Source organism: Streptomyces sp. NPDC029164, assembly GCF_055563995.1.
The window spans coordinates 1-21,395 of sequence record NZ_JBVHWW010000005.1 but is presented as its reverse complement, the minus strand read 5'-3'; the positions used below and the strand labels follow the sequence as shown (position 1 = coordinate 21,395).

The window sequence follows — 21,395 nt, the reverse complement described above, 5'->3', positions numbered from 1 at the left end:
CACTACGACTATAGGTTCCTGCGATAGACCTGCTGCAAGTGCGGCATCGCTTCTGGGCCGAAGATGTGCTCAAGCCTCCCGCTCACCTCATCGGTGACCCGGGTCGTTATATGCCCCTCTGCGGTCAATCGATTGTACGTGCATTTACACATACGGAAGATGAGAATCGCCGGGCGATCGCCGGTAGCCGTACGGCTACCGCCAAACGTTGCAGCAGCGCTCAGGGTATCCGAGTCGCCAGGGCTCACTCGATAAGTGAACAGGTTGCCGGGCTGCCCCACACCCCCACCGTGGGAATTCCCACGGGCTGCATCGCCGCTCAGTCCATTGGCCTCGATGTTATCGGCATGAGTTGAGCTCGTCCCATGCACGAAGTCCATAGACTCGTTGCAATTGTGAACGAGTACTGGCGTAGTCCCCGCGAGCACATAGTACGTGTGGAAGTCGTCGACCGTCAGGTTGTAAGTGGTGACGGCGTAGGGGTAGTTGCGGGTGGTCTGGACGGTGAGGGTGGTGCCGTTGGGCTGGCGGAGTTGTTCGCCGGGGGTGAGGTCGCCGGCGTCGGTCCACTGGTGGCGGGTTTCGCTCCAGTAGGGGTGGTGGAAGGTGGAGGTGAGGGTGGCCGGCGGGCCGCGGGGGTTGGCGTCGTCGGTGAGGGTGAGGTCGGTGAACTCCTTGTCGTCGGGGGTGGTGATGGTTGCGGTGACCCGCTTCGGGCGGGTTTCGCCGGTCTGCGGGTCGGTTGCCATCACGGTGTCGCCGACATGGATGTCTTCGATGGCTTTGGTGGTGCCATCAGCCATCTGAACCTTGGTGCCCGTGGGGAAGCTGTTGGTCTGGACTTCGCAGGAGTCGGACTTCGTCCGTGCGTCAGAGCCGCTGCCCTGGGCCTCGGCGTCCGCATCGCTTCTGCCTGACTTGGACTCTGTGCCTGCGCTGTCGCTGGCTGATTCCTTCGAGGCTTTCGCGTCACCGGACTTGGCCGCCTTGGCTGCTGCCGCGGCTGCTTCGTCCTCGGCCTTTTTGGCCTTGGTGAACGCTTCCATGGCCTTGGAGGCTCTGCGTTCGGCGGCGTTGACCGCGTCGTATGTCTTGTTGAGTTCCTTGTAGATCTTGAAGGCCTGGACGCCGATCTTGATGGCCTTGAAGAGCTTTCCCCAGGGAACCGCGTTGAGGGCGGTGTTGATGCACGCCATGACGTCGCCCTTGGTGAAGCAGTCACGGGCGTCGTTGTAGCCGATCAGGTCCATGACCAGATCGATGACCGCATGCTTCAGCGCATCGCGTCGCTTCTTCGCCTTGGTGAGTTCACCGTTGGACTCGTCCAGCTCGGTCTGCGTTGAACCACTTCCGTTTGAAGAGGTGGAGGCGTTGGTGTTGCTGGTGTTTCCAGTCGTCAGGTTGACGCTGCAGGGGGAGAAGTTGTCGCAGAAGACCTTCAGTCCACTCGCGTCCGACTTGCTGATCGGGTCGTTGTTGGAGTAGGCGTACGCGTTCCACTGCTGGGGGTCGCCCGCGTCGATGACCGGGTCGGGGCTGATGAAGCGGCCGGTGGTGGGGTCGTATTCGCGGGCCCCGAGGAGGGTGAAGCCGGTGGCCTTCTCCTTGGTTCCGCCGACGAATCCCTTGTCGCCGGCCCAGGTTCCGGGGGCGGGCTGGGTGCCTCGTTCGTTACCGAAGGGGTCGGCGGGGCGGCGGGCCTGGGCCAGGTCGGAGGCGTTGAACTGGACGCCGTTGGTGCCGTGGTGGTCCGAGGCCTGGTAGGTGAGGGCCGAGGTGCCTGCGGTGGTGGTGCGGGTGATGGACAGGCCACCGGGGGCGCTGTAGGTGCGGACGTTGGAGACCTTGCCGGTGGCCGTGTCCAGAGTGATCTGGTCGGGGCCGATGTTGAGGGTGGTCTTGCCCGGGTCGCGGCGGATGAGCTGGTTGCCGCCGGTGTCGTAGAGGTAGCTGGTGCCGGCGCTCTCGCCGGTGCCGGTGATCTTGTCGAGCTTGCCCTGGTCGTTCCAGGTAAGGGTCTTCGTGCCCGGTGTGCTGGTGATGGAGGCGGTGTTCCCGGTCTCGTCGTACGTGTACGAGGTGACCTTCGTGCCGGTGCTGCTGGACTCGGTCGAGGTCATGAGGGCGTGCGGCCCGCCCGTGCCGCCGCCCGTCTTCGGGTCGGAGGACGGAGCGTTCGGGCCGGAGCCGAAGGTCTGGGTGACCGTCGCGTCCTTAACCGTGTTACCGGTGACGTCCTTCTTGACCAGCTTGGTGCGGTTGCCGATCTTGTCGTACTCGTACTGCTGCCAGTACGGGGCCGGGCCGCCCACGCTGGGCTTGCCGGCGCCGTCGACCGCGGGCCCGGTGCTGTTGGAGCAGCCGCCGATGCCGCGGACGCTGGGCTGGGGTGCCGTGGTGGTGGTGCCGGTGTCGGTCCAGGCCTGGGTGAGGCGGCCGAGGTAATCGGTGGTGAAGCACTGAAGATCGCGGGCGGCGCCGTCCTGCGTGTTGCTGATCGAGGTCAGCCCGCCGACACGGTTGTAGGTGTAGTCGACGACGTCGACGCTGGCCCTGGTCGCGGTCTGCTTGTCCAAGGTCGAGCGGAGCTGCCGGCCGGTGGCCTGGTCGTAGTCGACGGTCGAGACCACTTGCATGCCCGTCTCGCCGACCGTGGTGCGGATGGCACGACCGTACGGATCGTGGAGGACGTCCACGATGTAGGGCGTGCGGATCCCGGCGATGGTGCCGCCGAGCGACGACAGCTTGCCGACGTCGTCAATGCCGAAGGCGAGCTGCTCCGCCCCCAGACCGGCAGCGGCGATGGCGGGCAGGGCGGTGGCCCTGAGCTGCCCGTGCTTGTCGTAGGTGTTCTTGGTCTCGTAGGTGCCGGCCAGCTGCTTCTCGAACTCGGGGATGGTGACCTTGGTGCCGAGGGGCCGGTAGCCGCTGTCGTAGCCGGTGATCTCCGTGATGTAGGCGCGGCCGCCGATATGGCGGGTGGTGGTGTCCGGCTTGCCCAGGGCCTTGGTGTCGTAGGTGAAGGCTCCGACCTGCTTGGCAGGGTCGACAGCCGTCCCCTCGTACGTCGCGACGGTGCGACCGAGGAGGTCGCTGACGGTGGTGGCGCTCTTGTTGCGGGCGTCGGTGACGGTGACGAGGTTCTTGCTGTCGTCGTAGACCGTGGTGGCGGTGCCCGAGTCCGGGTCGGTGGTCTTCACCGTGCGGCCGAGGAGGTCGTACGCGAAGGTCCACTCGTTGCCTGCGGAGTCCTTGCGGCGGAGCTCCTGCCCCTGGGTGTTCGTCTCGTACGTCGTTTCGTCATAGGCGCCGTCGGGGGCGTTGCCCTTGTACTGGCGCAGGACGGAGGTGGTGCCGTTGGTGATGCTCGCCGTGGCGTAGCCGCCCTTCGGCGGGATGGTGCGGACCTCGTCCGCTCCGGGGTATTCGGTCTTCGAGCGCCACTGCTCTATGCCGTAGGACTGGAAGACGGAGGCGGTGGTGCGACCGAGGCCGTCGAAGACGGCGACGGTCTGCGCCGGGATCTGGCTGTCGGGGTTCACCCCGCCGTTGGGCAGGAAGAGTGCGCCCGACGGTTCCTTCTCGTCGTTGTAGTAGGGGGCGCTGGTCTTGACCTGCCGGCCGTGGGAGTCGAAGAGCGCGTCGGTGATCATGCGGCCGCTGGCGCCCGATGGCGTGTGCGCCTGGGTCTGCCGGATGCGGCCGAGGCCGTCGTAGATGGTGTAGCTGGAGACGTACGTCTGCTTGTTGGCCATGAGCGTCTGGCTCAGGACGGTGGTCGGCGCGTTCGTGCCGTTCATTGCGTAGGAGAACTTGCGGACCGGCGGGTCGTTCTTCGTCCGGTCCTGGCCGGGCTGCCAGACGGCGGTGACCCGCCCCAGGGCGTCGTAGCCCCGCTCGGCGACGTGACCGTTCTCGTCGCTGGTCTTCATCGGCAGCGCGCGGCCGGTGTCCAGCGTGGTGGTGGTCTTCCACCCCAGCGGGTTGGTGTGGGTGACCTCGTACGGCAGGGCGTTGGGCAGGGCCCTGTACTCGGTCTTGGTGACCGCGCCGTCCGGGTGGGCGGCGTCCTTGCGGACCTTGTTGGTCGTCGTCGTGAGACGGCCGTAGTCGTCGTAGGTGGAGGTGACGTTGAGGCGGTAGACGGGCTTGCCCGCGGCGTCGTACTTCTCCAGGACCTCGGTGCCGGTCTGATCCGCGACGGCGCCGGCTTCGCCGAGGGGCTTGCCGTCGAAGTAGGCGCGGGTATCGCCGACGGTGTTCGCCGCGGACGGCGTCTCGCTGCAGCCGCCGGCGCCCTTGCGGACAAGGGTGCGGGAAGCGAGCTGGGTCAGCGCGCCGCCGGGGCCGGAGGCGTACGTGAAGGTGGTGCACAGCCGCTGGTCGGGCCGGGACAGGTCACTCTTGTCGTCCACCTGGAGCGGCCGCGAGAAGAGGGTGTCGTCGTAGGTGGAGGTGCGCTCGCTGGTGCGCCACGTGCCGTCGGCGAGTTTGGCGCGACCGGTCACCTTCCCGGTGTTCATCACGCGGGCCATGATCGGCGGCATGCCGCCGGACTGGGCGCGGGTCGCCGTTGCGTTCGGCTTGATCAGGGGGGTGGTGACCTCGTCGGCGATGACGGTACCGCCGTCGCCGTCATAGGTCTCGGTCTGGCGGACGAACCCGGAGAGGACTTCCTCGTCCTTGATCGTGCCGCCCTGTGCGTCGCGGACGTTGACGCTGCGCTTGCTGCCGTTGGCGAGCACGTCGCCGTCCATGCCGCGCAGGAACGTGGTGACCGACTTGGTGCGCGGGGCCTCGACGCTGTTGCCGTTGCCGGTGCGGGTGGTGACGGTGGCGAAGCCGCGGAACTGGTCCCAGGTACGGGTCTTGGGGTCGGTGAACTCGGAGTCGTTGCGATGCCAGGCGATGCCGCCGCCGTACTCGTAGTCGGTGACCTGACTGACCTGGCCGCCGACCCTGTCCTGCTGGGTGACGGACTGGACCACGATCTTGTGGAACCAGTCGTCGACGGGATCGGGGAAGGACTGCCTGGGCAGGTACCACTTGACCGGCATGCAGGCCATCGCGTTCGTGTCCGCGGCCGTCGGCATCGTGCCCTTGACCCGCGAGCACTCGGGGGCCTTGTAGACGACGTTGATCTGGCCGCCGGTCTCGGTGGTGATCGTCTTGACGCGCGGTCGCTTGAAGGGCGAAGCGCCTGCATCGGTGCCGTTCGGACGCTTGACTACGCCATCCACACGGTTCGGGATCTGCTCCGGTACGCCGAACGTGACGGGCGGCACCTCCAGCTTGGCCCGGGCATTGGTGGCGAAGCGCTGGATGGACTCGAGCCAGAGGGTCGGCGCGGTGCCGTCGCCCGGGGGTTCGAGTCGCTGCTTGAGCACATAGGAGTCGACGTTGCGGTAGCCGCCGGTGCCCAGGACCTCGGTATCGATGGTCGTCAGGCGCCTGGTGGAGAAGTAGGTGGGTGACAGGTTGAGGCACTGGCTGGTGGCCGCGCACTCCTGGTCGACCGGGGTGTCTTCCCACGCGGTGGGGTTGGACTTGCGCTTCGCGGGGTCACACGCGGCGCCCGTCTGGAAGCAGCGGTCGGCCGTTCGCAGCCAGACCTGGGCCGCGGTGTTGGCCTTGCCCCTGGCCGTGATCTGGTCGGGCAGGCGCTGGCCGTAGCCGATCCAGGTCGGGTAGGAGGCGCGCTGGTACAGAGTCGAGGAGCCGTTGCCGTTGTTCTGGCCGCCGCCGCGCCCGTAGTAGTTGTCCTCCTGCTCGTAGCGGTAGGAGATCAGGTTTTGGTGCGGGTCCACGACGTAGTCGAGGTTCCACTGCCAGCCCAGCTGCTGCCAGGTGCCGTTGGCCGGGGTGTCCGCGCCCAGGCACTTGTCCCGGCCGCTGTTGAAGTACACCGGGACCGTGGAGACCGACTTGGCCTCGGGGTCCGTTCCGTCACCGCCCGGGAGGCGGTTCGAGCCGAAGTAGTACTGGGTGCCGTCGGTCGTGGTGACCTTGAAGCCCTCGCCCTTCCAGGCGGAGTTGCGCTGCCCCGTCAGGCGCTCGATCTTCGTTCCGTCGTCACCCTGGAGGCGGTAGACGCAGGTGGTGTCGTCGCGCACGATCTGCCCGGCGTGCCCGGCCAAGGAGAGGGAGAGGATGTCGCCGGCCCAGCACTCGTCACCCGAGTCCTTGATGCCCACGTCCTTGCATCCCCGGTACGAACGCGAGATCGAGCCCGGGTGCCAGTCCCAGCCCTCACCTATCAGGCCGGCCTGCGCGTTCGTCGACGCCGTACGGCCGTCGATCGAGGAGGAGTCGTAGCCGAGCACGACGCTCGGCGCCGCGCCGGCGATCGCCGAGGGCACCTCGGCGGTGTAGCCGTACGTGAAGTTCGCCGCGTTCGCCCCTGCCTGCCAGGAAGCCGAAGGCAGCAGCGGCGTCGCGGAGTAGTCACCGAGGTCGCTCGACGGACCCGGCTCCACGGCCAGGACGACGTCCTGGGCGGTCAGCACCTGGGGCGCGGGGGCGGATTTCGCGCCGGGCTGCGGCTTCAGTACGGAAGCGTGAGCCGCTGCCGGGTTCGGTACGTCGATCTCCGCCACCAGCCGGCTGAAGGCGTCGAGGCGGGACTCCATCGGCGTACGGGTCGTGCAGCCAGCGGCACCCGGTGTCGTCAGGGCACAGGCGGGGAGCCGCACCAGCCTGGCGCGACGTGCCCAGTTGGCGCTCCCGAAGTTCGCCCACGCCGAGATGTCGAGACCGACTTCGACCTTGCCGGCCGCCGCGGCTCCCACCGGGTCCGTGAGGGCGATCATCGCGCCGTTCACACCCGCCGCCTTGGCCTTGGCCGCGTCCTTCACCTCGACTTTGAGGCTGTCGGTGCCCGCTTTAACGCCCGACGAGTTTGCGCCATTCACTGATGCGATCCAGACGGGGAGCTTCCCTGCCTGAACCGGCCCCCTCTGGGCAGCCGCTTGCGCGGCGCCCGCACCACCCAGGGCGACGGACGCCACACCCGAAGGGATCTTCCCGTTCGATTTCGGGGTCCTCTTCCGGCCAAGTGACGGCTGCTCGCCCGAGGGCTTCGCATCCGAACCCTTGACTGCCTTGACCCCAGGTAATGGCGTCTGCGGCGGCGCCCACACCTCGGGAGGCTTGTCAGCCGCCCCGGCCAGGGGAATCCCCAGACCAGAAGCGAGTATGGCGAACACTGACACGAGTACGACGCGCGAGCGAGCGGCACGCGAGCACATGAAGATTCGACCCCGATAAGACAATCGGATCCCCCCACGGGATACATGCAACGGGAACGCCGGGCCGGCCGGGCCCGGATCAAAGCGCACCCTACGCAGCGCGCGTTCGATTCATCAGCGGAGCCTCATATTCCTCTGGAGTGACTCACGTCACCCACGACTCGGCTCGGGCGTTCACGGCACAAAAGCGGGCACCGGAAGCACACAGTCTGTCGACAGATTGCAGGCGTGAAGGAATTGTGCGGCTGACTTCTGTCCGTCTCACAGCTTGGGGGGCCATGAACGTGAGGCCGCAATTACCTTCTTCGCCGCCGTCGAGACCAGGAGGCCCGCGACGACGGGCCTTTCGCGTGTCGCTTCTCCCCGCGGCGGGAGCCGCAGTCCTCGCGCTCGGCGCCGGCCTGCTCGCCGCGCCACCCGTAGCCGCTCAGGACGTGCGTGGCCACGGTCCGGCGGACAGCACGTGGCCCGCTCCGGCACCCCGTTCTCCCAGCCCGGAAGCGAGAGCTGTCGACGCCGCCAAGGCGCTGGCCAGGAGCAGTGGCAAGCCCGTCGTCATCGGCCAACTGACGACGGCGAGTTCGCAGACGTTCGCCACTCCGAGGGGCACGCTCACCACCGAGTCCACGCCCGTGCCGCAGCGGGTCAAGACCGCTGGGGGAGCCTGGGCACGAGTCGACACGACGCTCCGGGCCAGCAGTGACGGCACCGTGTCCCCGGCAGCCGTCCCCTCCAGGCTCAGTCTGTCCGGCGGCGGCACCGGCCCGATGGCCACGATGACCACCGAGGACGGCAAGAAGCTGGCCCTCAAGGCCCCCTTCCCCCTGCCCAGGCCCGCGCTGAACGGCGACAGCGCGCTGTACTCGTCCGTCCTGCCCGGCGTGGACCTCGAGCTCAGCGCCACCACCCTCGGCGGCTGGCGCCACGTGCTGATCGTGCGCACCGCCGAGGCCGCGGCCAATCCCGCCATCAAGAAGTTCCGGCTCGCCGTCGAGGCCGACGGGCTCACCGTGAGCGCCGACGGCTCCGGCAACCTCAAGGCCGTGGACAGCCAGGGCGCGACCCGCTTCTCCGCTCCCACACCTCTCATGTGGGATTCGGCGGGCGCCCCGGCCTCGGCCCCCTCCGCCTCATCGAAGTCAGCAGGCGCCCCGGCCGAGCAGTCCACGGCGGCCGAAGACGCCCCGACCCGCTCGACCACCGATGGGCCCGGCACCGGTGCCACCGTGCAGAAGATCGGCACGACCGTCGACGCGCAGGGCATCCAGCTCGTTCCCGACGCCACCCTTCTCGGCGAGGGCACCGGCCCCTGGTACATCGACCCGGGATGGATCCCGAGCCTCAGCAACGCCAACCAGGCCTGGGCACAGGTCCAGGAAGCGCCGGAGTACGCCGACGTCAACGAGTTCAACGGAACCGAGTACGGGCAGGACAAGCCTGCCACCGGCTACTGCGGGTACCGGTTCGGCAATCCACCCTGCTCCGGTATCGGACGCACACGCGCGTACTTCCAGATCGGTGTGGACTCGAGGCTCTACCACACCGAGGTCATGAACGCGACGTTCTACGCGGCCGTGGTCTCCTCCTCCAGCCCGGACACCCGTACCCCGATGGGCCTCTACTCCACCGGCTACATCAGCAACCCGACATCCTGGAACCGGCAACCCTGCGGCACCGGTTCCAGGATGCAGGGGTGCGGTCAGGTCGGTACGACCACCATGTCCGGTTCGGGCGACATCCAGTTCGATGTCAAGGACCTGGTGAGGAGCGCCGTCCAGCACCAGTGGCCCACCATCACCCTCGGTCTGGCTCCCGACGACGAGTACGAGAAGCACTACCGGCAGCGGTTCACCAACACCCCGCACATCGTCGTCGAGTACGACATCCAGCCCACCGTCTGGTGGCCCCGCACCAACCCCACCCCCGGCTTCGCCGACACCGCCTCTTCCGCCGACTGCCGCACCCCCGGCACCACCCACCCCTGGGACAACCCCGGCTGGGTCGGCGCCAACAACAACATCACCCTCACCACCTCCACGAACTCGGCCACCGGCCTGCAGCTCTGGACCGGGTTCCAGTACTGGGACGACGACGATGGCGGCAAGACCAAGTACGCCGACTCGGGATGGAACGGCAGTTCCGGCCCCATCACGGTCGACATCGGCCCCCTGACGGACGGCCACCAGTACGGCTGGCAGGCGCGCGTCACGGACGACTTCCTCACCAGCGATCCCACCGAGATGTGCTTCTTCCGCGTCGACCGCACGCCGCCGACCGCCGCGGTCACCTCCACCGACTTCCCCGCCTCCGGAACCATCGGCGCCCACCCCAAGCTCGTCGACCAGGAGGGTACCTTCACCCTCACCGGCAGCGACCCGGCCCCGGCAGCGGGCGGCCGGACCTCCGGGCTGGCCTGTGCCCGCTGGACCACCGACCCGGTGAAGGCCGCCGCCACCGGATGGAAGTGCAGCGACGCCGGACCCGGCATCGTGAAGCTGACCGACGGCAAAGCAGCCATCAAGATCACGCCGCCGACCTGGGGCACCAACCACGTGTACCTGCAAACCCAGGACAACGCGGGCAACATGTCGCAGCCCGTCGTCTACAGCTATTACGCGCCGTCCAATCCGAGCAGCCCCGCCCCGATCTTCGGTGACCTCACCGGAGACAACAAGGCGGACGTTCTGCTGCCCGACTCGGCCGGTGCCCTCCGCGTGATCGGCGGTGGTTCCGATCCGGCCGCCGCGCCCAAGGCCGGCATCAGTGCCGCCCCCGGCGCCAATGGCTGGAACGGGATCCAGATCAGCCACCGCGGCAGCCTGGGCTACAAGACCGTTGACGATCTGTTCGCCCACGCGCCGGCTGCCCCAGACCTGTCTCTCTACCGCAACGATGGCATCGCAGGCCGGTTCGACGGCCGCGCTGCCGAAACCGTGCGCAAGCCGTCCGATTGCGTCACGCGCTCCTTCGCTCCCATCCCCTGCATCGAAGCCGGCTACGGACCCAATTGGTCCAACGTCACCCAGATTGCAGCCTTCGGCAACCACACAGGTGACACGAGCACCAAACCGAACTCCGTGCCACGCACCTCACTCCTGTTCATCGAGAAGGGCCGGCTGTGGCTCGCCACGGCGGGCGACCCCGACCAGCTTGAGACGCGAGCCATCCTCCTCTCGGCCAACGACACCCGGTGGAGTTCATACGACCTGATCACACCCGGTCGCGCGCAGGGCAGCAACTTCCCCACCCTGTGGGCCCGCTCCAAGACAAATGGCAGTCTGCGCGCCTTCACGATCAAGGGTGCCGCCCAGGCACCCGACCTCAGCGGGTTCACCGACCCGGCCGCGGGCGCGGCCATCGGAAGCATCGACCCCAAGGCCTACCCCCGGATCGGGTCCGACGGCGATCTCAGCGGTGACGGCACCCCGGATCTGTGGGCCGTCGACACCAACCAACAACTCGTCGCCTTCAACGGCACCGACACCCGCCCCAACGGGGAAGGCCTTCCGCACCCGACCGTCACCGGATTCGACTCCATCCCGGTGACCCTCGGCAACCTCAACACCCCCAAGGCCCAGTGGCCGCTCACCGGGGAGAAGGACGGCACCACCCCCAGCACGGTCGGGAACTTCCCCGCCACCGCGGCCGGAGTCACCTGGCCCACCGGCACCATCGGCGGACGCAGCACCAGCCATGCATCCTTCAACGGCCCGTCGTCCGTCATCACCACGTCCGGCCCGGTGATCGACACCCGCAAGAGCTTCACCATCAGCACCATGGCAAAAGCCGATCAGGCCGGAGGAGTCGTTCTCAGTCAGGACCTGAACCGCTACAGCTCGCTGCTCCTGTACCCCGACCACAAGCTGAACGTCTGGCGCTTCGGCCTCGCCCACACCGACGCCGACGCCGACACCGGAGCCTGGCCGTACGACGAGACCGACGAGTTCAACAGCACCGCCAAACTCTCCCTCGGCGCATGGACCCGGCTCACCGCCGTCTACGACCACACCACCGGGCAGATGCGCCTGTACGTCGACGGCACCCTCGCCGCCACCGGCCGTCACAGCGCTTCGACCAGTCCGGCCCCTGTCGGCCCCCTCACCCTGGGCCGCTTCAGGGATGGCGGGGCCTACGCCCCCTCAGGCCTCACCGGCGGCATCAGCAATCCGGCGGTCTACCCTTACGCTGCCTCCGTCACCGCCACGGAAGCCGTCAGCCCCATCAACCTGACCGCGGCCGCCGGCAACTGCGTCGACAACGACGGGAACAGCTCCGACGACGGCAACAAGATCCAGATCGCCGGCTGCAACGGCACCGACGCCCAGAAGTTCCAGGTCCGCAACGACGGCACCATCCGGACCCACGGCAAGTGCCTGAACGCAACCGCCGCCGGCGCCGCCAACGGCACACCCATCGAACTCCGCACCTGCGACAGCAGCGCACCGAGCCAGCAGTTCCTCCCCCGCGCCGACGGCGGCATCCACAACCCCGCCTCCGGCCGCTGCCTCGACCTCGGGGGGCTCAACACCACCCCCGGAACCCAGCTCTGGCTCTACGACTGCAACAGCTCCCCCGCCCAGCGGTGGACCATCCCCACACTGGGAACCGCTCCTCTCCCGGTCCCCGTTCCGTAACCACCACACCACCCGGAGGCCGCGTCCCCTACCAGGGGAGGCGGCCTCCGTCGTGTCCGCATCCCAGACCCTGTAGCCCCCGGCAGGTCCCCGTGGCGTGGAACCGCGGGGGTGTCACCTGAAGCGGTGAAAAGTCCCTTATCCCAGGGGCGCCACGGGTAGGGCACTGCTGATCTCGTGCGGGGGCCCGGGACGACCGGCCCCCCGCACCTTGGACGAAAGGCCCACCCCGTCGTGACGCAGCCGTTTCAACTGCCGGATTTCTATGTGCCTTATCCGGCGCGACTGAACCCCCACCTGGAGGGCGCGAGGGTCCACACCAAGCGGTGGGCGCGCGACCTCGGGATGCTGGAGGGTTCCGGCGTCTGGGAGGAGAGCGATCTCGACTCGCACGACTACGCGCTGCTCTGCTCGTACACCCACCCCGACTGCGACGCCGAGGCGCTGTCCCTGGTCACCGACTGGTACGTGTGGGTGTTCTTCTTCGACGACCACTTCCTGGAGACGTTCAAGCGCTCGCAGGACCGGGCCGGTGCCAAGGAGCACCTCGACCGGCTGGCCGCCTTCATGCCGATGGACCTGGCCGCCGGCTTCCCCGCGCCGACCAACCCCGTCGAGGCGGGCCTCGCGGACCTGTGGGCGCGGACCGTCCCCTCGATGTCCGAGGACTGGCGGGAACGGTTCTCCTTGTCCACGAAGAACCTCCTCGACGAGTCGATGTGGGAGCTCGCCAACATCGGCATCGGGCGGGTGGCGAACCCCCTCGAATACATCGAGATGCGCCGCAAGGTGGGCGGCGCCCCCTGGTCGGCCGGCCTGGTCGAGTACGTCGCCGCCGAGGTCCCGGCGCGCGTCGCGCACTCGCGCGCGCTCGGCGTGCTGCGCGACGCCTTCTCCGACGCCGTGCACATCCGCAACGACCTCTTCTCCTACCAGCGCGAGGTCGCCGACGAGGGCGAACTGTCCAATGCGGTCCTGGTGTTGGAGACCTTCCTCGGCTGCACCACCCAGGAGGCCGCCGAGGTCTCCAACGACCTGCTCACCTCCCGCCTGCACCAGTTCGAGCAGACCGCGCTCGCCGAACTCCCGCAGCTCTTCGCCGACCACGCGATGAACCCGGCGGAGATCGCGGCCGTCCTCGCCTACGCCAAGGGCCTGCAGGACTGGCAGTCCGGCGGCCACGAGTGGCACATGGTCTCCAGCCGCTACATGAACAGGGAGGCGAGGTCCACCGCCCCGCTCACCCTGCCGTTCCTGCCCTCCGGACTCGGCACCACCGCGCTCGACCTGAAGTCCGTCTTCACGCAGCGCTCGGCGGACCTGCGCCGCCGGTCCTTCACCCACGTCCCCTTCGAGCGCACCGGCCCGTCCGTGATCCCGGACGTCTACATGCCGTTCGCGCTCTCCGTCAGCCCGCACCTGGACCACGCCCGCGAGGGATCGGTCGACTGGGCCCGGCGCATGGGCCTGCTCCAGGCCCACCCCGGCGACCCCGCCTCCGCCATCTGGAGCGAACAGATGCTGCGCGGCTACGACTTCGCGCTCTGCTCGGCCGGCATCGACCCGGACGCCACGCCCGACGCGCTGCTCCTCAACGCCTGCTGGCTGATCTGGGGGACGTACGGGGACGACTACTACCCGGTGGCCTTCGGCCAGACCAGGAACCTCCCGGCGGCCAAGGCGGCGACCGCGCGGCTGATCGCGATGATCCCTGTCGACCACGCCGAACAGCCGCCGCCGCTCACGGCGATGGAGCGCGCGCTCGCCGACCTGTGGGTCCGTACGAGCCGGGACATGACCCGGGGCGTCCGCGCCGAGTTCCGGGCGACCCTCGTCAGCATGCTGGAGAGCTGGGTGTGGGAGATGGACAACCAGATCCAGAACCGCATCCCGGACCCGGTGGACTACGCGGAGATGCGCCGGCACACCTTCGGCTCGCACCTCACCATGTACCTGTGCCGGCTCGGCCAGGCGGGCCGCGGCATCCCCGAGGAGATCTACGCCTCCGGGACCATCCGGTCCCTGGAGAACGCGGCGGCCGACACCGCGTGCCTGATGAACGACATCTTCTCCTATCAGAAGGAGGTGGAGTTCGAGGGCGAGGTCCACAACCACGTCCTGGTCACCCGGAACTTCTTCGACATCGGCTACCCGGAGGCCCTGCACATCTGCCACTCGCTGATGACCCAGCGCACGGAGGAGTTCGAGCACATCGTCGCGAACCAGCTGCCGCTCCTCTACGACGACTGGAAGCTGTGTGCCGAAGCCCGCGCCGGGCTCGACGCGTACGTCGGCGAGCTCCGGGACTGGCTCTCGGGCATCCTCAACTGGCACCAAAACTGCCGCCGTTACCGCGAGGAGGATCTGCACCGGCTCGGCTCGGGCCTGCCCACCGGCGTCTGGAGCTCCGGCTTCGGCATGTCGGCGGCCCGGATCTCCCTGCCGGCCTGACCGGCCTGACCGGCCTGACCGGCCTGACCGGCCTGACCGGCCTGACCGGCCTCACCGGCCGTACCGGCCGGACCGCGGCGGGGGCGGTCCGCTCGCCCGCCCCCGCCGGTTCTCAGAACTCGTCGCCCGTGTGCGGCAGTAGGGGCGTGCGCAGGGCCGCGTCCAGCGCCGCGGCCGCGCCCGGCGTGTGCTCCCGTACCAGCCCGGCCGCGACCAGCTCGACGACCCGCGTCCCGCCCAGGTAGCAGGCGGCCAGCTCCCGTACGTCCAGGGCCAGGTCGGCGGCGGCGTCCACGGGCTCGTACGCAGCCCCGTCCGGCCCCGCGGCGAGCCGGAACCGCCCGGTGTTGCCGGGCAGCCGTACGTCGTGCACCTCCAGCACCACGTCCACCGGCGCGGCCCACGACCGCGCGGTCAGCGCCGCGCGTACGTCGACCAGGCGCAGCCAGAGCGCCGGGTACTGGGCGGTGACCCGCACCTGGTCCCGGTCGGCGGCGAAGTGCAGCAGCGGGTCATCGGCCGGGCGGCCCCAGGCGCGGACCCGGCCGGTGAGGTCGAGGGCGGCCAGGCACTCCCACAGGGCGGCGGCCACGGCCGGGGTGTCGGCCTCCAGTTCGTCGACGCGGACCAGGCCGTGGGCCGCGCGGGCGGGCCCGCCGTCGGCCTCGGGCTTCGTGCGGTAGAGCACGTAGCCGGCGATCGGCTCGCCCGGCTCCCCGAGGACGATGATCCGCGGCGGGCTCAGCTCCTCGTCCTCCTCGTCCTGTTCGGTCAGCCACTCCTCGCGCCAACGCGGTGCGCTGCGGGTGGGGCGGCCGGCCCGCCGGGCGCGGGCCGCCTCGTGGAAGGGCCCGATCACGGCGAGCGCCTCCTGCGGGTCGACGAGCCGCAGCGGGCGCCGGTCCGGGTCGATGCGCAGGGCCAGCGGCCGGGTGGAGTCGATCTCGATGGTGACGCCGGTGGTCGCGCCGCCGTAGCCGAAGCGGCCGTAGATGGCGGCCTCGGAGGCCCACAGGGCCGCGATCGGGCTGCCGGTGGCCGCGGCGCGCTCCAGCATCTCGGTCATCAGCCCGGTGAGCACGCCGCGGCGGCGGTGGGTGGGGGCGACGCAGACGAAGGTGAGCCCGGGGCAGGGCAGGTCCGCCCCGGGCACCGAGAGCCGGAAGTCGTGCGCGGCCATGAAGCCGACCAGGGCGTCCCCGTCGTAGGCACCGATCCGCAGGCACCGCACCAGCAACGCGTGGTGTCTGGCGCGGGCCTCCTTCTCGGGCCGGTCGTGGAAGACGAGGTACGCGAGTTCCAGCGCGCGGTCGATGTCGGCCTCGGGTACGTCGTGGAGGTCCACCATGATCGCGAGACTAATCGGTCATCGAGGACTGGTCATCCCATAAGGGTCCGGAAATCCGTGGCCGTCATGATCACCGGTGGGTACGGTGTGCCGTCGGCCGTCACGGGGAGCGGATGCTGATGCTCTCGCCCCGGGAGTCGGCGGTGTTCACGGTGGAGACCTTGCCGGACCGCCGGGTGATCGGCATGGCCGACTACCGCGACCTGGACCCGTGGGCCGGAGCGGCCACCCTCGGGATCACCATCGGCGAGCGGGAGTTCTGGGGCCGGGGACACGGCTCCGAGGCGATGCGGCTGCTCGTCGACCACCTCTTCGGCACCTTCCCGCTCACCCGGCTCCAGCTCGACACCTGGAGCGGGAACGAGCGGGCTGTCCGGGCGTTCACCCGGCTCGGCTTCCGGGAGGAGGGGCGGCGGCGGGACGCCGTGTTGCTGGCGGGCGAGCGGTACGACGAGGTGCTGTTCGGGATGCTGCGGGAGGAGTGGCGGGCGTGAGCGCCGCGACGGCCGTACGATCCACGTCGGCGCCCGCCGCCGCTCGACGCCGCCGCTTCCGCGTCTCGGACACCCGCGCCGCCCACCCAGTCCCGCACCCGAAAGACGGAGTAGCCGCCATGGCCCGACCGCACTCCTACGCCACCCGCGTCACCTGGACCGGGAACCTCGGCACCGGCACCAGCCACTTCCGTGCCTACTCGCGGGCGCACGAGGTGGCCGCCGGAGAGCTGCCGGTGATCCTCGGCAGCTCCGACCCGACCTTCCGCGGCGACGCCTCCCGCTGGAACCCCGAACAGCTGCTGCTCGCGGCACTCTCCCAGTGCCACATGCTCTCGTACCTGCACTTCTGTACGGTCAACGGCGTGGTGGTCACCTCGTACGTCGACGAGGCGACCGGGACGATGGCCACCGCCGGGGACAGCGGGCAGTTCACGGAGGCCGTGGTGCACCCCCGGATCACCGTCAGGGAGGAGTCGATGGTGGCCGCGGCGATCGAACTGCACAAGGAGGCCCGCCGGGCCTGCTTCATCGCCAACTCGGTGAACTTCCCCGTCCGGCACGAGCCGACCGTGACGGTGGGCTGAGCCTCCGGGCGGGCCCGGTGGGGCCGTTCACCGGGCGGGCCCGGTGAGCCGCTGTCCTAGCGGCCGGCGGGGCCGGTCCAGGCGGCCGGGACGTGGCCGATCCGGACGCGCTGGGGGTGGTCGCCGACGGGGACGGAGACCCGTTTGGCGCCGGTGGCGAAGTCGATGGCCGTGACCCGGTCGGCGCCGCTCTCGGAGATCACGCAGGCCGTCCCGTCGCCGTCGACCGTGGCCCAGTACGGCTTGGCGGCGGGCACGAGCGGCCCCTCGGTGAGGGTGGCGCGGTCCACGACGGTCGCGTAGTCGTCCATGGTCCCGGCGATGCACAGTTTGGCCCCGTCGGGGCTCACTGACATGCCGTGGTGGCGGGAGTCGTTGACCCAGGTGGTGCGGTCGGTGCTGGTGGCGGGGTTCTCGGGGAGGGCCTTGAGGCGGGTGATCCGGTCGGAGGCCACGTCGTACTCCAGGAAGCCGTTGAAGAACGACACCTGGAAGTAGAGCTTCGACTCGTCGGGGCTGAAGGACACGGGGCGCACGGCGTCGGACAGGTCGCGGCGGCCGAAGGCGTCCAGCCGCTCCCGCATGTCGATCACCCGGACGGTCCGGAAGGTCCGCGCGTCGACCACGGTGATCTTCCGGTCGCCCTTCGTCCAGTCCAGCCAGGGCGCGTCGAATGCGGTGTTCACCTCGCCGATGGAGCTGTTCCACAGGAAGCGGCCGTCGCGGGTGAAGGTGTTCTCGTGCGGCTTGTCCCCGGTGCCGAAGGAGCCGACCTGGCGTCCGGTGGCGATGTCCAGGACGTGCACGGTGTTGGAGGTGGAGGCCGAGACGGCGATGCGGGTGCCGTCCGGGGATACCGCCATGTGGTCGGAGCGGTAACCGGACACGGGGAAGCGCCAGTTGATCCGCCCCGAGGTCACGTCGATGGACACGACGTCGGCGAAGCTGGGGCGGGAGACGACGACCGCGGAGCCGTCCGGGGTGGTGAACATGTCGTCGACGAACTGGTCGTGGCCCTCACCGGCGCTCTCCCGGATGCCGAGGAAGAAGGCGAGCTTCAGGGGGTTGAGGTGGATCTCGCGGAGCCGCTCCGCCTTGTCGGGGATCACGTTGATCCGGCCCACCTTGGCGAGGTCGCCGGTGGAGGCGAGGACGTCGGCGGTCCCCTCCCAGTTGTTCCCCACGAAGAGCACCTCGCGCAGACCGGGCGCGGGGGCCGCGGGAGCGGCGGGAGCGGCGGGGGCCGGTGCCGGCGTGAAGGCGGTGAGCAGGGTGGCCGCGGCCAGCACGCCCAGGGTTCGCACGGTACGTAACATCCGCTCAACTCCCGTGTGGAAAAGGGATGGAGAGGGCGCGTCCGGTGCGGGCACCCCCTATTACCGGCCGGTAAAATAGGGGGAACGCCAGAAGGGCGCAACCCCTACGGGCGGCGCCCTTTTCTCACCTTCGGCCGTCACTCACCCCTTCAAGCGACGGAACCGATCCTGCTGATGGCGGTGTTCGCGACGTCCGGGTGGATCGGGATGTGCGCGCCGGTGAGGGCCGCGCCGCTGCCGCCGCGGCGGTTCGCGACGATCTCGGCGGCGATGGACAGCGCGGTCTCCTCCGGGGAGCGGGCGCCGAGGTCCAGGCCGATCGGGGAGCGCAGCCGGGCCAGTTCGAGCTCGGTGACGCCGACGTCGCGGAGCCGCTTGTTGCGGTCCTCGTGGGTGCGCCGGGAGCCCATGGCTCCGACGTAGGCGACGGGGAGCCTGAGGGCCAGTTCGAGGAGCGGGACGTCGAACTTGGCGTCGTGGGTGAGCACGCACAGGACGGTCCGGCCGTCCACTTCCGTGCTCTCCAGGTAGCGGTGCGGCCAGTCGACGACGATCTCGTCCGCCTCGGGGAAGCGGGTCTTCGTCGCGAAGACGGGCCGTGCGTCGCACACCGTCACGCGGTAGCCGAGGAACTTGCCGATCCGCACGAGGGCGGAGGCGAAGTCGATGGCACCGAAGACGATCATCCGCGGGGGCGGGACGCTGGACTCGACGAGCACCTTCAGCGGTTCTCCGCAGAGCCTGCCGTCGGCGCCGATCTCCAGCACGCCGGTCCTGCCGGCGTCGAGCATGGCGCGGGCCTCTTCGGCGATGGTGCGGTCCAGCTCGGGGTGTCCTCCGAAACCGCCCTCGTGGGCACCGTCCGTACGGACGAAGACGGCGCGGCCCATGAGCTCGGCCGGGCCCTCCGCCACCCGGGCGACGGCCGCGGCCTCGCCGCGGGCCGCGGCGGCCAGGCCGGCCGCGAACACCTCTCGCACGGCAGAGCCCACGGGGACCGGGGTGACGAGGATGTCGATGATTCCGCCGCAGGTCAGACCCACGGCGAAGGCATCGTCGTCGCTGTAGCCGAAGGTCTCGCGGACGGTCTCGCCGTCCTCCAGCGCCTGCCGGCACAGCTCGTACACCGCACCCTCCACGCATCCGCCGGAGACGGAACCGATGGCCGTGCCCTCGCTGTCGACGGCGAGCGCGGCCCCGGGCTGCCGGGGTGCGCTCCCGCCGACCGCCACGACCGTGGCGACGGCGAAGTCACGTCCCTGCTCGACCCACCGGTTCAGTTCTTCGGCGATGTCCAGCATGGGGGCCTCCTCGGAGAGGTTCGGTTCCAGTATCGGATACGTGGAGCGTGCGGTACTTCGTACGGTTCGGGCCGGTCAGGGTCAGCCGACCCCGAGCCAGCTCTCGATCGGGTTGAGCGCGAAGAAGACCAGGAAGATTCCGGTCAGCGCCCACATGAAGCCGCCGATCTCACGGGCCTTGCCCTGAGCGACCTTGATGGCGACGTAGGAGATGACGCCCGCGGCGACACCTGCGGTGATCGAGTAGGTGAACGGCATGATCACGACGGTCAGGAAGACCGGGATCGAGGTCGCGCTGTCGGCCCAGTCCACGTGGCGGGCGTTCTGCATCATCATCGCGCCGATGACGACCAGGGCCGCGGAGGCGACCTCACCCGGGACGATCTGCGTGATCGGGGTGAAGAAGAGGCAGGCGGCGAAGAACAGGCCGGTGACCACGGAGGCGAGACCCGTGCGGGCTCCCTCGCCGACGCCGGTCGCGGACTCGACGAACACGGTCTGGCCGGAGCCGCCCGCGACGCCACCGATGGCGCCACCGGCGCCGTCGATGAAGAGGGCCTTGGACAGACCCGGCATGCGGCCCTTGTCGTCGGCCAGCTTGGCCTCGGTGCCGACACCGATGATGGTGGCCATGGCGTCGAAGAAGCCGGCGAGCACCAGGGTGAAGACGATCATGCCGACCGTCATGTAGCCGACGTCGCCCCAGCCGCCGAAGGAGACGTCACCGAAGAGGGAGAAGTTCGGCATCGAGATCGCGGAGCCGTCGAGCTCCGGCGGACCGTTCTTCCAGGCCTTCGGGTCGATGTCGACGATGGCGTTGAGGATCGCGGCCAGGACGGTGCCACCGACGATGCCGATCAGGATGGCGCCGGGCACCTTGCGGGCCTGGAGCATGAAGATGGCGACCAGGGTGATGCAGAAGAGCAGCACGGGCCAGCCGGAGAGCTCACCGACCGCACCGAGCTGGACGGGGGGACCGAACTCCGGACCCTTGCCGACGAAACCGGCCTTGACGAAGCCGATGAGGGCCACGAAGAGGCCGATGCCCATGGTGATGGCGTGCTTGAGCGCGAGGGGGATCGCGTTCATGATCATCTCGCGGAGGCCGGTGACGACCAGGAGACAGATCACGACGCCGTACACCACGCACATGCCCATGGCCTGCGGCCAGGTCATCTGCGGGGCGACCTGCGAGGCGAGCACGCCGGACACGGAGAGGCCGGCGGCGAGGGCGAGCGGCACCTTGCCGAAGAAGCCCATGAGGAGCGTGGTGACGGCCGCGGCGAAGGCGGTGGCCGTGATGATCGCCGATCCGTCCATCACCGTGCCGGCGACGTCCTTGCCCGAGAGGAGCAGGGGGTTCAGCAGCAGGATGTACGCCATGGCCATGAAGGTCGTGATACCGCCACGGACCTCGTTGCCGACGTTGGAACCTCTGTGTGTGATGTGAAAGTAGCGGTCGAGCCAAGAACGCCCGGCGGGATTGCGGGAGCCGTCTCCGGCATCCTCCGCCGTGGTCTTGGTCTCTACAGACGATTGGGTCATGGTGCCTAACTCCCAAGGTTCAAAGGGGCACCCGCTTGGGGATTGGAGATTGCGGGATTTGGGATGGTGCGTTTGGCTGCACGACCCGGGGTGACGGCCCGAGGCGACGCGAAGGTGCACTGCGTGTACTGCGGGTAGCGCGGGGGTGACCGCTGGTACTACGTGGGGGTTTTTGCAGGGGTACTGCCGGCTGAAGGGACCGCGAGCGGTGCGGTGCTTCGTATGTACTCCGGACGGTGCGCTGTGAAGTGTGACGTTCCCAAGTCGCACCGCCCGGAGAGTCTGAGGGGGGTGGGGGGGGGGGGGGGGGGGGGGGGGGAGCAGGGGGGGGGGGGGGGGGGGGGGGGGGGGGGGGGGGGGGGGGGGGGGTGTTGGTTGAGCAGGGGGTGGGCGGGGGGGGGGGCCGGAAGAGGGGGGGGGGGGGGGAGACGCGAGGGGTGGTGGGGGGGGGAGGCCGTTTTCCCGGGAGAGG

Annotated in this window: 9 protein-coding genes; 4 read left to right on the top strand and 5 right to left on the bottom strand. The window is 69.4% G+C overall.

From position 1 onward, the window contains the following. Positions 1-8: 8 nt before the first annotated feature. On the bottom strand, positions 9-6,911 hold the full coding sequence (locus ACZ4VT_RS06680; RefSeq protein ID WP_467947227.1) for a polymorphic toxin-type HINT domain-containing protein: 6,903 nt from the start codon (positions 6,909-6,911) through the stop codon (positions 9-11). A 686-nt stretch (positions 6,912-7,597) separates the two neighbouring features. Here ACZ4VT_RS06680 and ACZ4VT_RS06675 point away from each other — a divergent pair. After that, the gene (locus ACZ4VT_RS06675; protein WP_467947226.1) at positions 7,598-11,881 is read left to right on the top strand and encodes a ricin-type beta-trefoil lectin domain protein; all 4,284 of its coding nucleotides are present in this window, start codon (positions 7,598-7,600) and stop codon (positions 11,879-11,881) included. 234 nt (positions 11,882-12,115) lie between these two features. Continuing rightward, the gene (locus ACZ4VT_RS06670; protein WP_467947224.1) at positions 12,116-14,332 is read left to right on the top strand and encodes a terpene synthase family protein; all 2,217 of its coding nucleotides are present in this window, start codon (positions 12,116-12,118) and stop codon (positions 14,330-14,332) included. A gap of 112 nt (positions 14,333-14,444) precedes the next feature. On the opposite strand, the gene ACZ4VT_RS06665 is transcribed toward ACZ4VT_RS06670, so the two are convergent. Then, positions 14,445-15,680 carry a GNAT family N-acetyltransferase gene (locus ACZ4VT_RS06665; RefSeq protein ID WP_467947222.1) on the bottom strand — a complete coding sequence of 412 codons (1,236 nt, stop codon included), beginning with the start codon at positions 15,678-15,680 and terminating at the stop codon, positions 14,445-14,447. A 119-nt stretch (positions 15,681-15,799) separates the two neighbouring features. Between ACZ4VT_RS06665 and ACZ4VT_RS06660 the strand changes: the two genes are divergently transcribed. After that, positions 15,800-16,174 carry a GNAT family N-acetyltransferase gene (locus ACZ4VT_RS06660; RefSeq protein ID WP_467947220.1) on the top strand — a complete coding sequence of 125 codons (375 nt, stop codon included), beginning with the start codon at positions 15,800-15,802 and terminating at the stop codon, positions 16,172-16,174. Positions 16,175-16,293: 119 nt separating this feature from the next. Further along, positions 16,294-16,761, top strand: coding sequence for an OsmC family protein (locus ACZ4VT_RS06655; protein WP_467947219.1), 468 nt, complete (start codon positions 16,294-16,296; stop codon positions 16,759-16,761). A 56-nt stretch (positions 16,762-16,817) separates the two neighbouring features. On the opposite strand, the gene ACZ4VT_RS06650 is transcribed toward ACZ4VT_RS06655, so the two are convergent. From ACZ4VT_RS06650 to ACZ4VT_RS06640, 3 genes are all read right to left on the bottom strand, one after another. After that, the gene (locus ACZ4VT_RS06650; RefSeq protein ID WP_467947217.1) at positions 16,818-18,077 is read right to left on the bottom strand and encodes a YncE family protein; all 1,260 of its coding nucleotides are present in this window, start codon (positions 18,075-18,077) and stop codon (positions 16,818-16,820) included. 149 nt (positions 18,078-18,226) lie between these two features. Beyond that, entirely contained in the window at positions 18,227-19,378 is a 1,152-nt protein-coding gene (locus ACZ4VT_RS06645) for an XdhC family protein (protein ID WP_467947215.1), read from the bottom strand. A gap of 81 nt (positions 19,379-19,459) precedes the next feature. Continuing rightward, on the bottom strand, positions 19,460-20,923 hold the full coding sequence (locus ACZ4VT_RS06640) for an NCS2 family permease (RefSeq protein WP_467947214.1): 1,464 nt from the start codon (positions 20,921-20,923) through the stop codon (positions 19,460-19,462). Positions 20,924-21,395 lie beyond the last annotated feature (472 nt).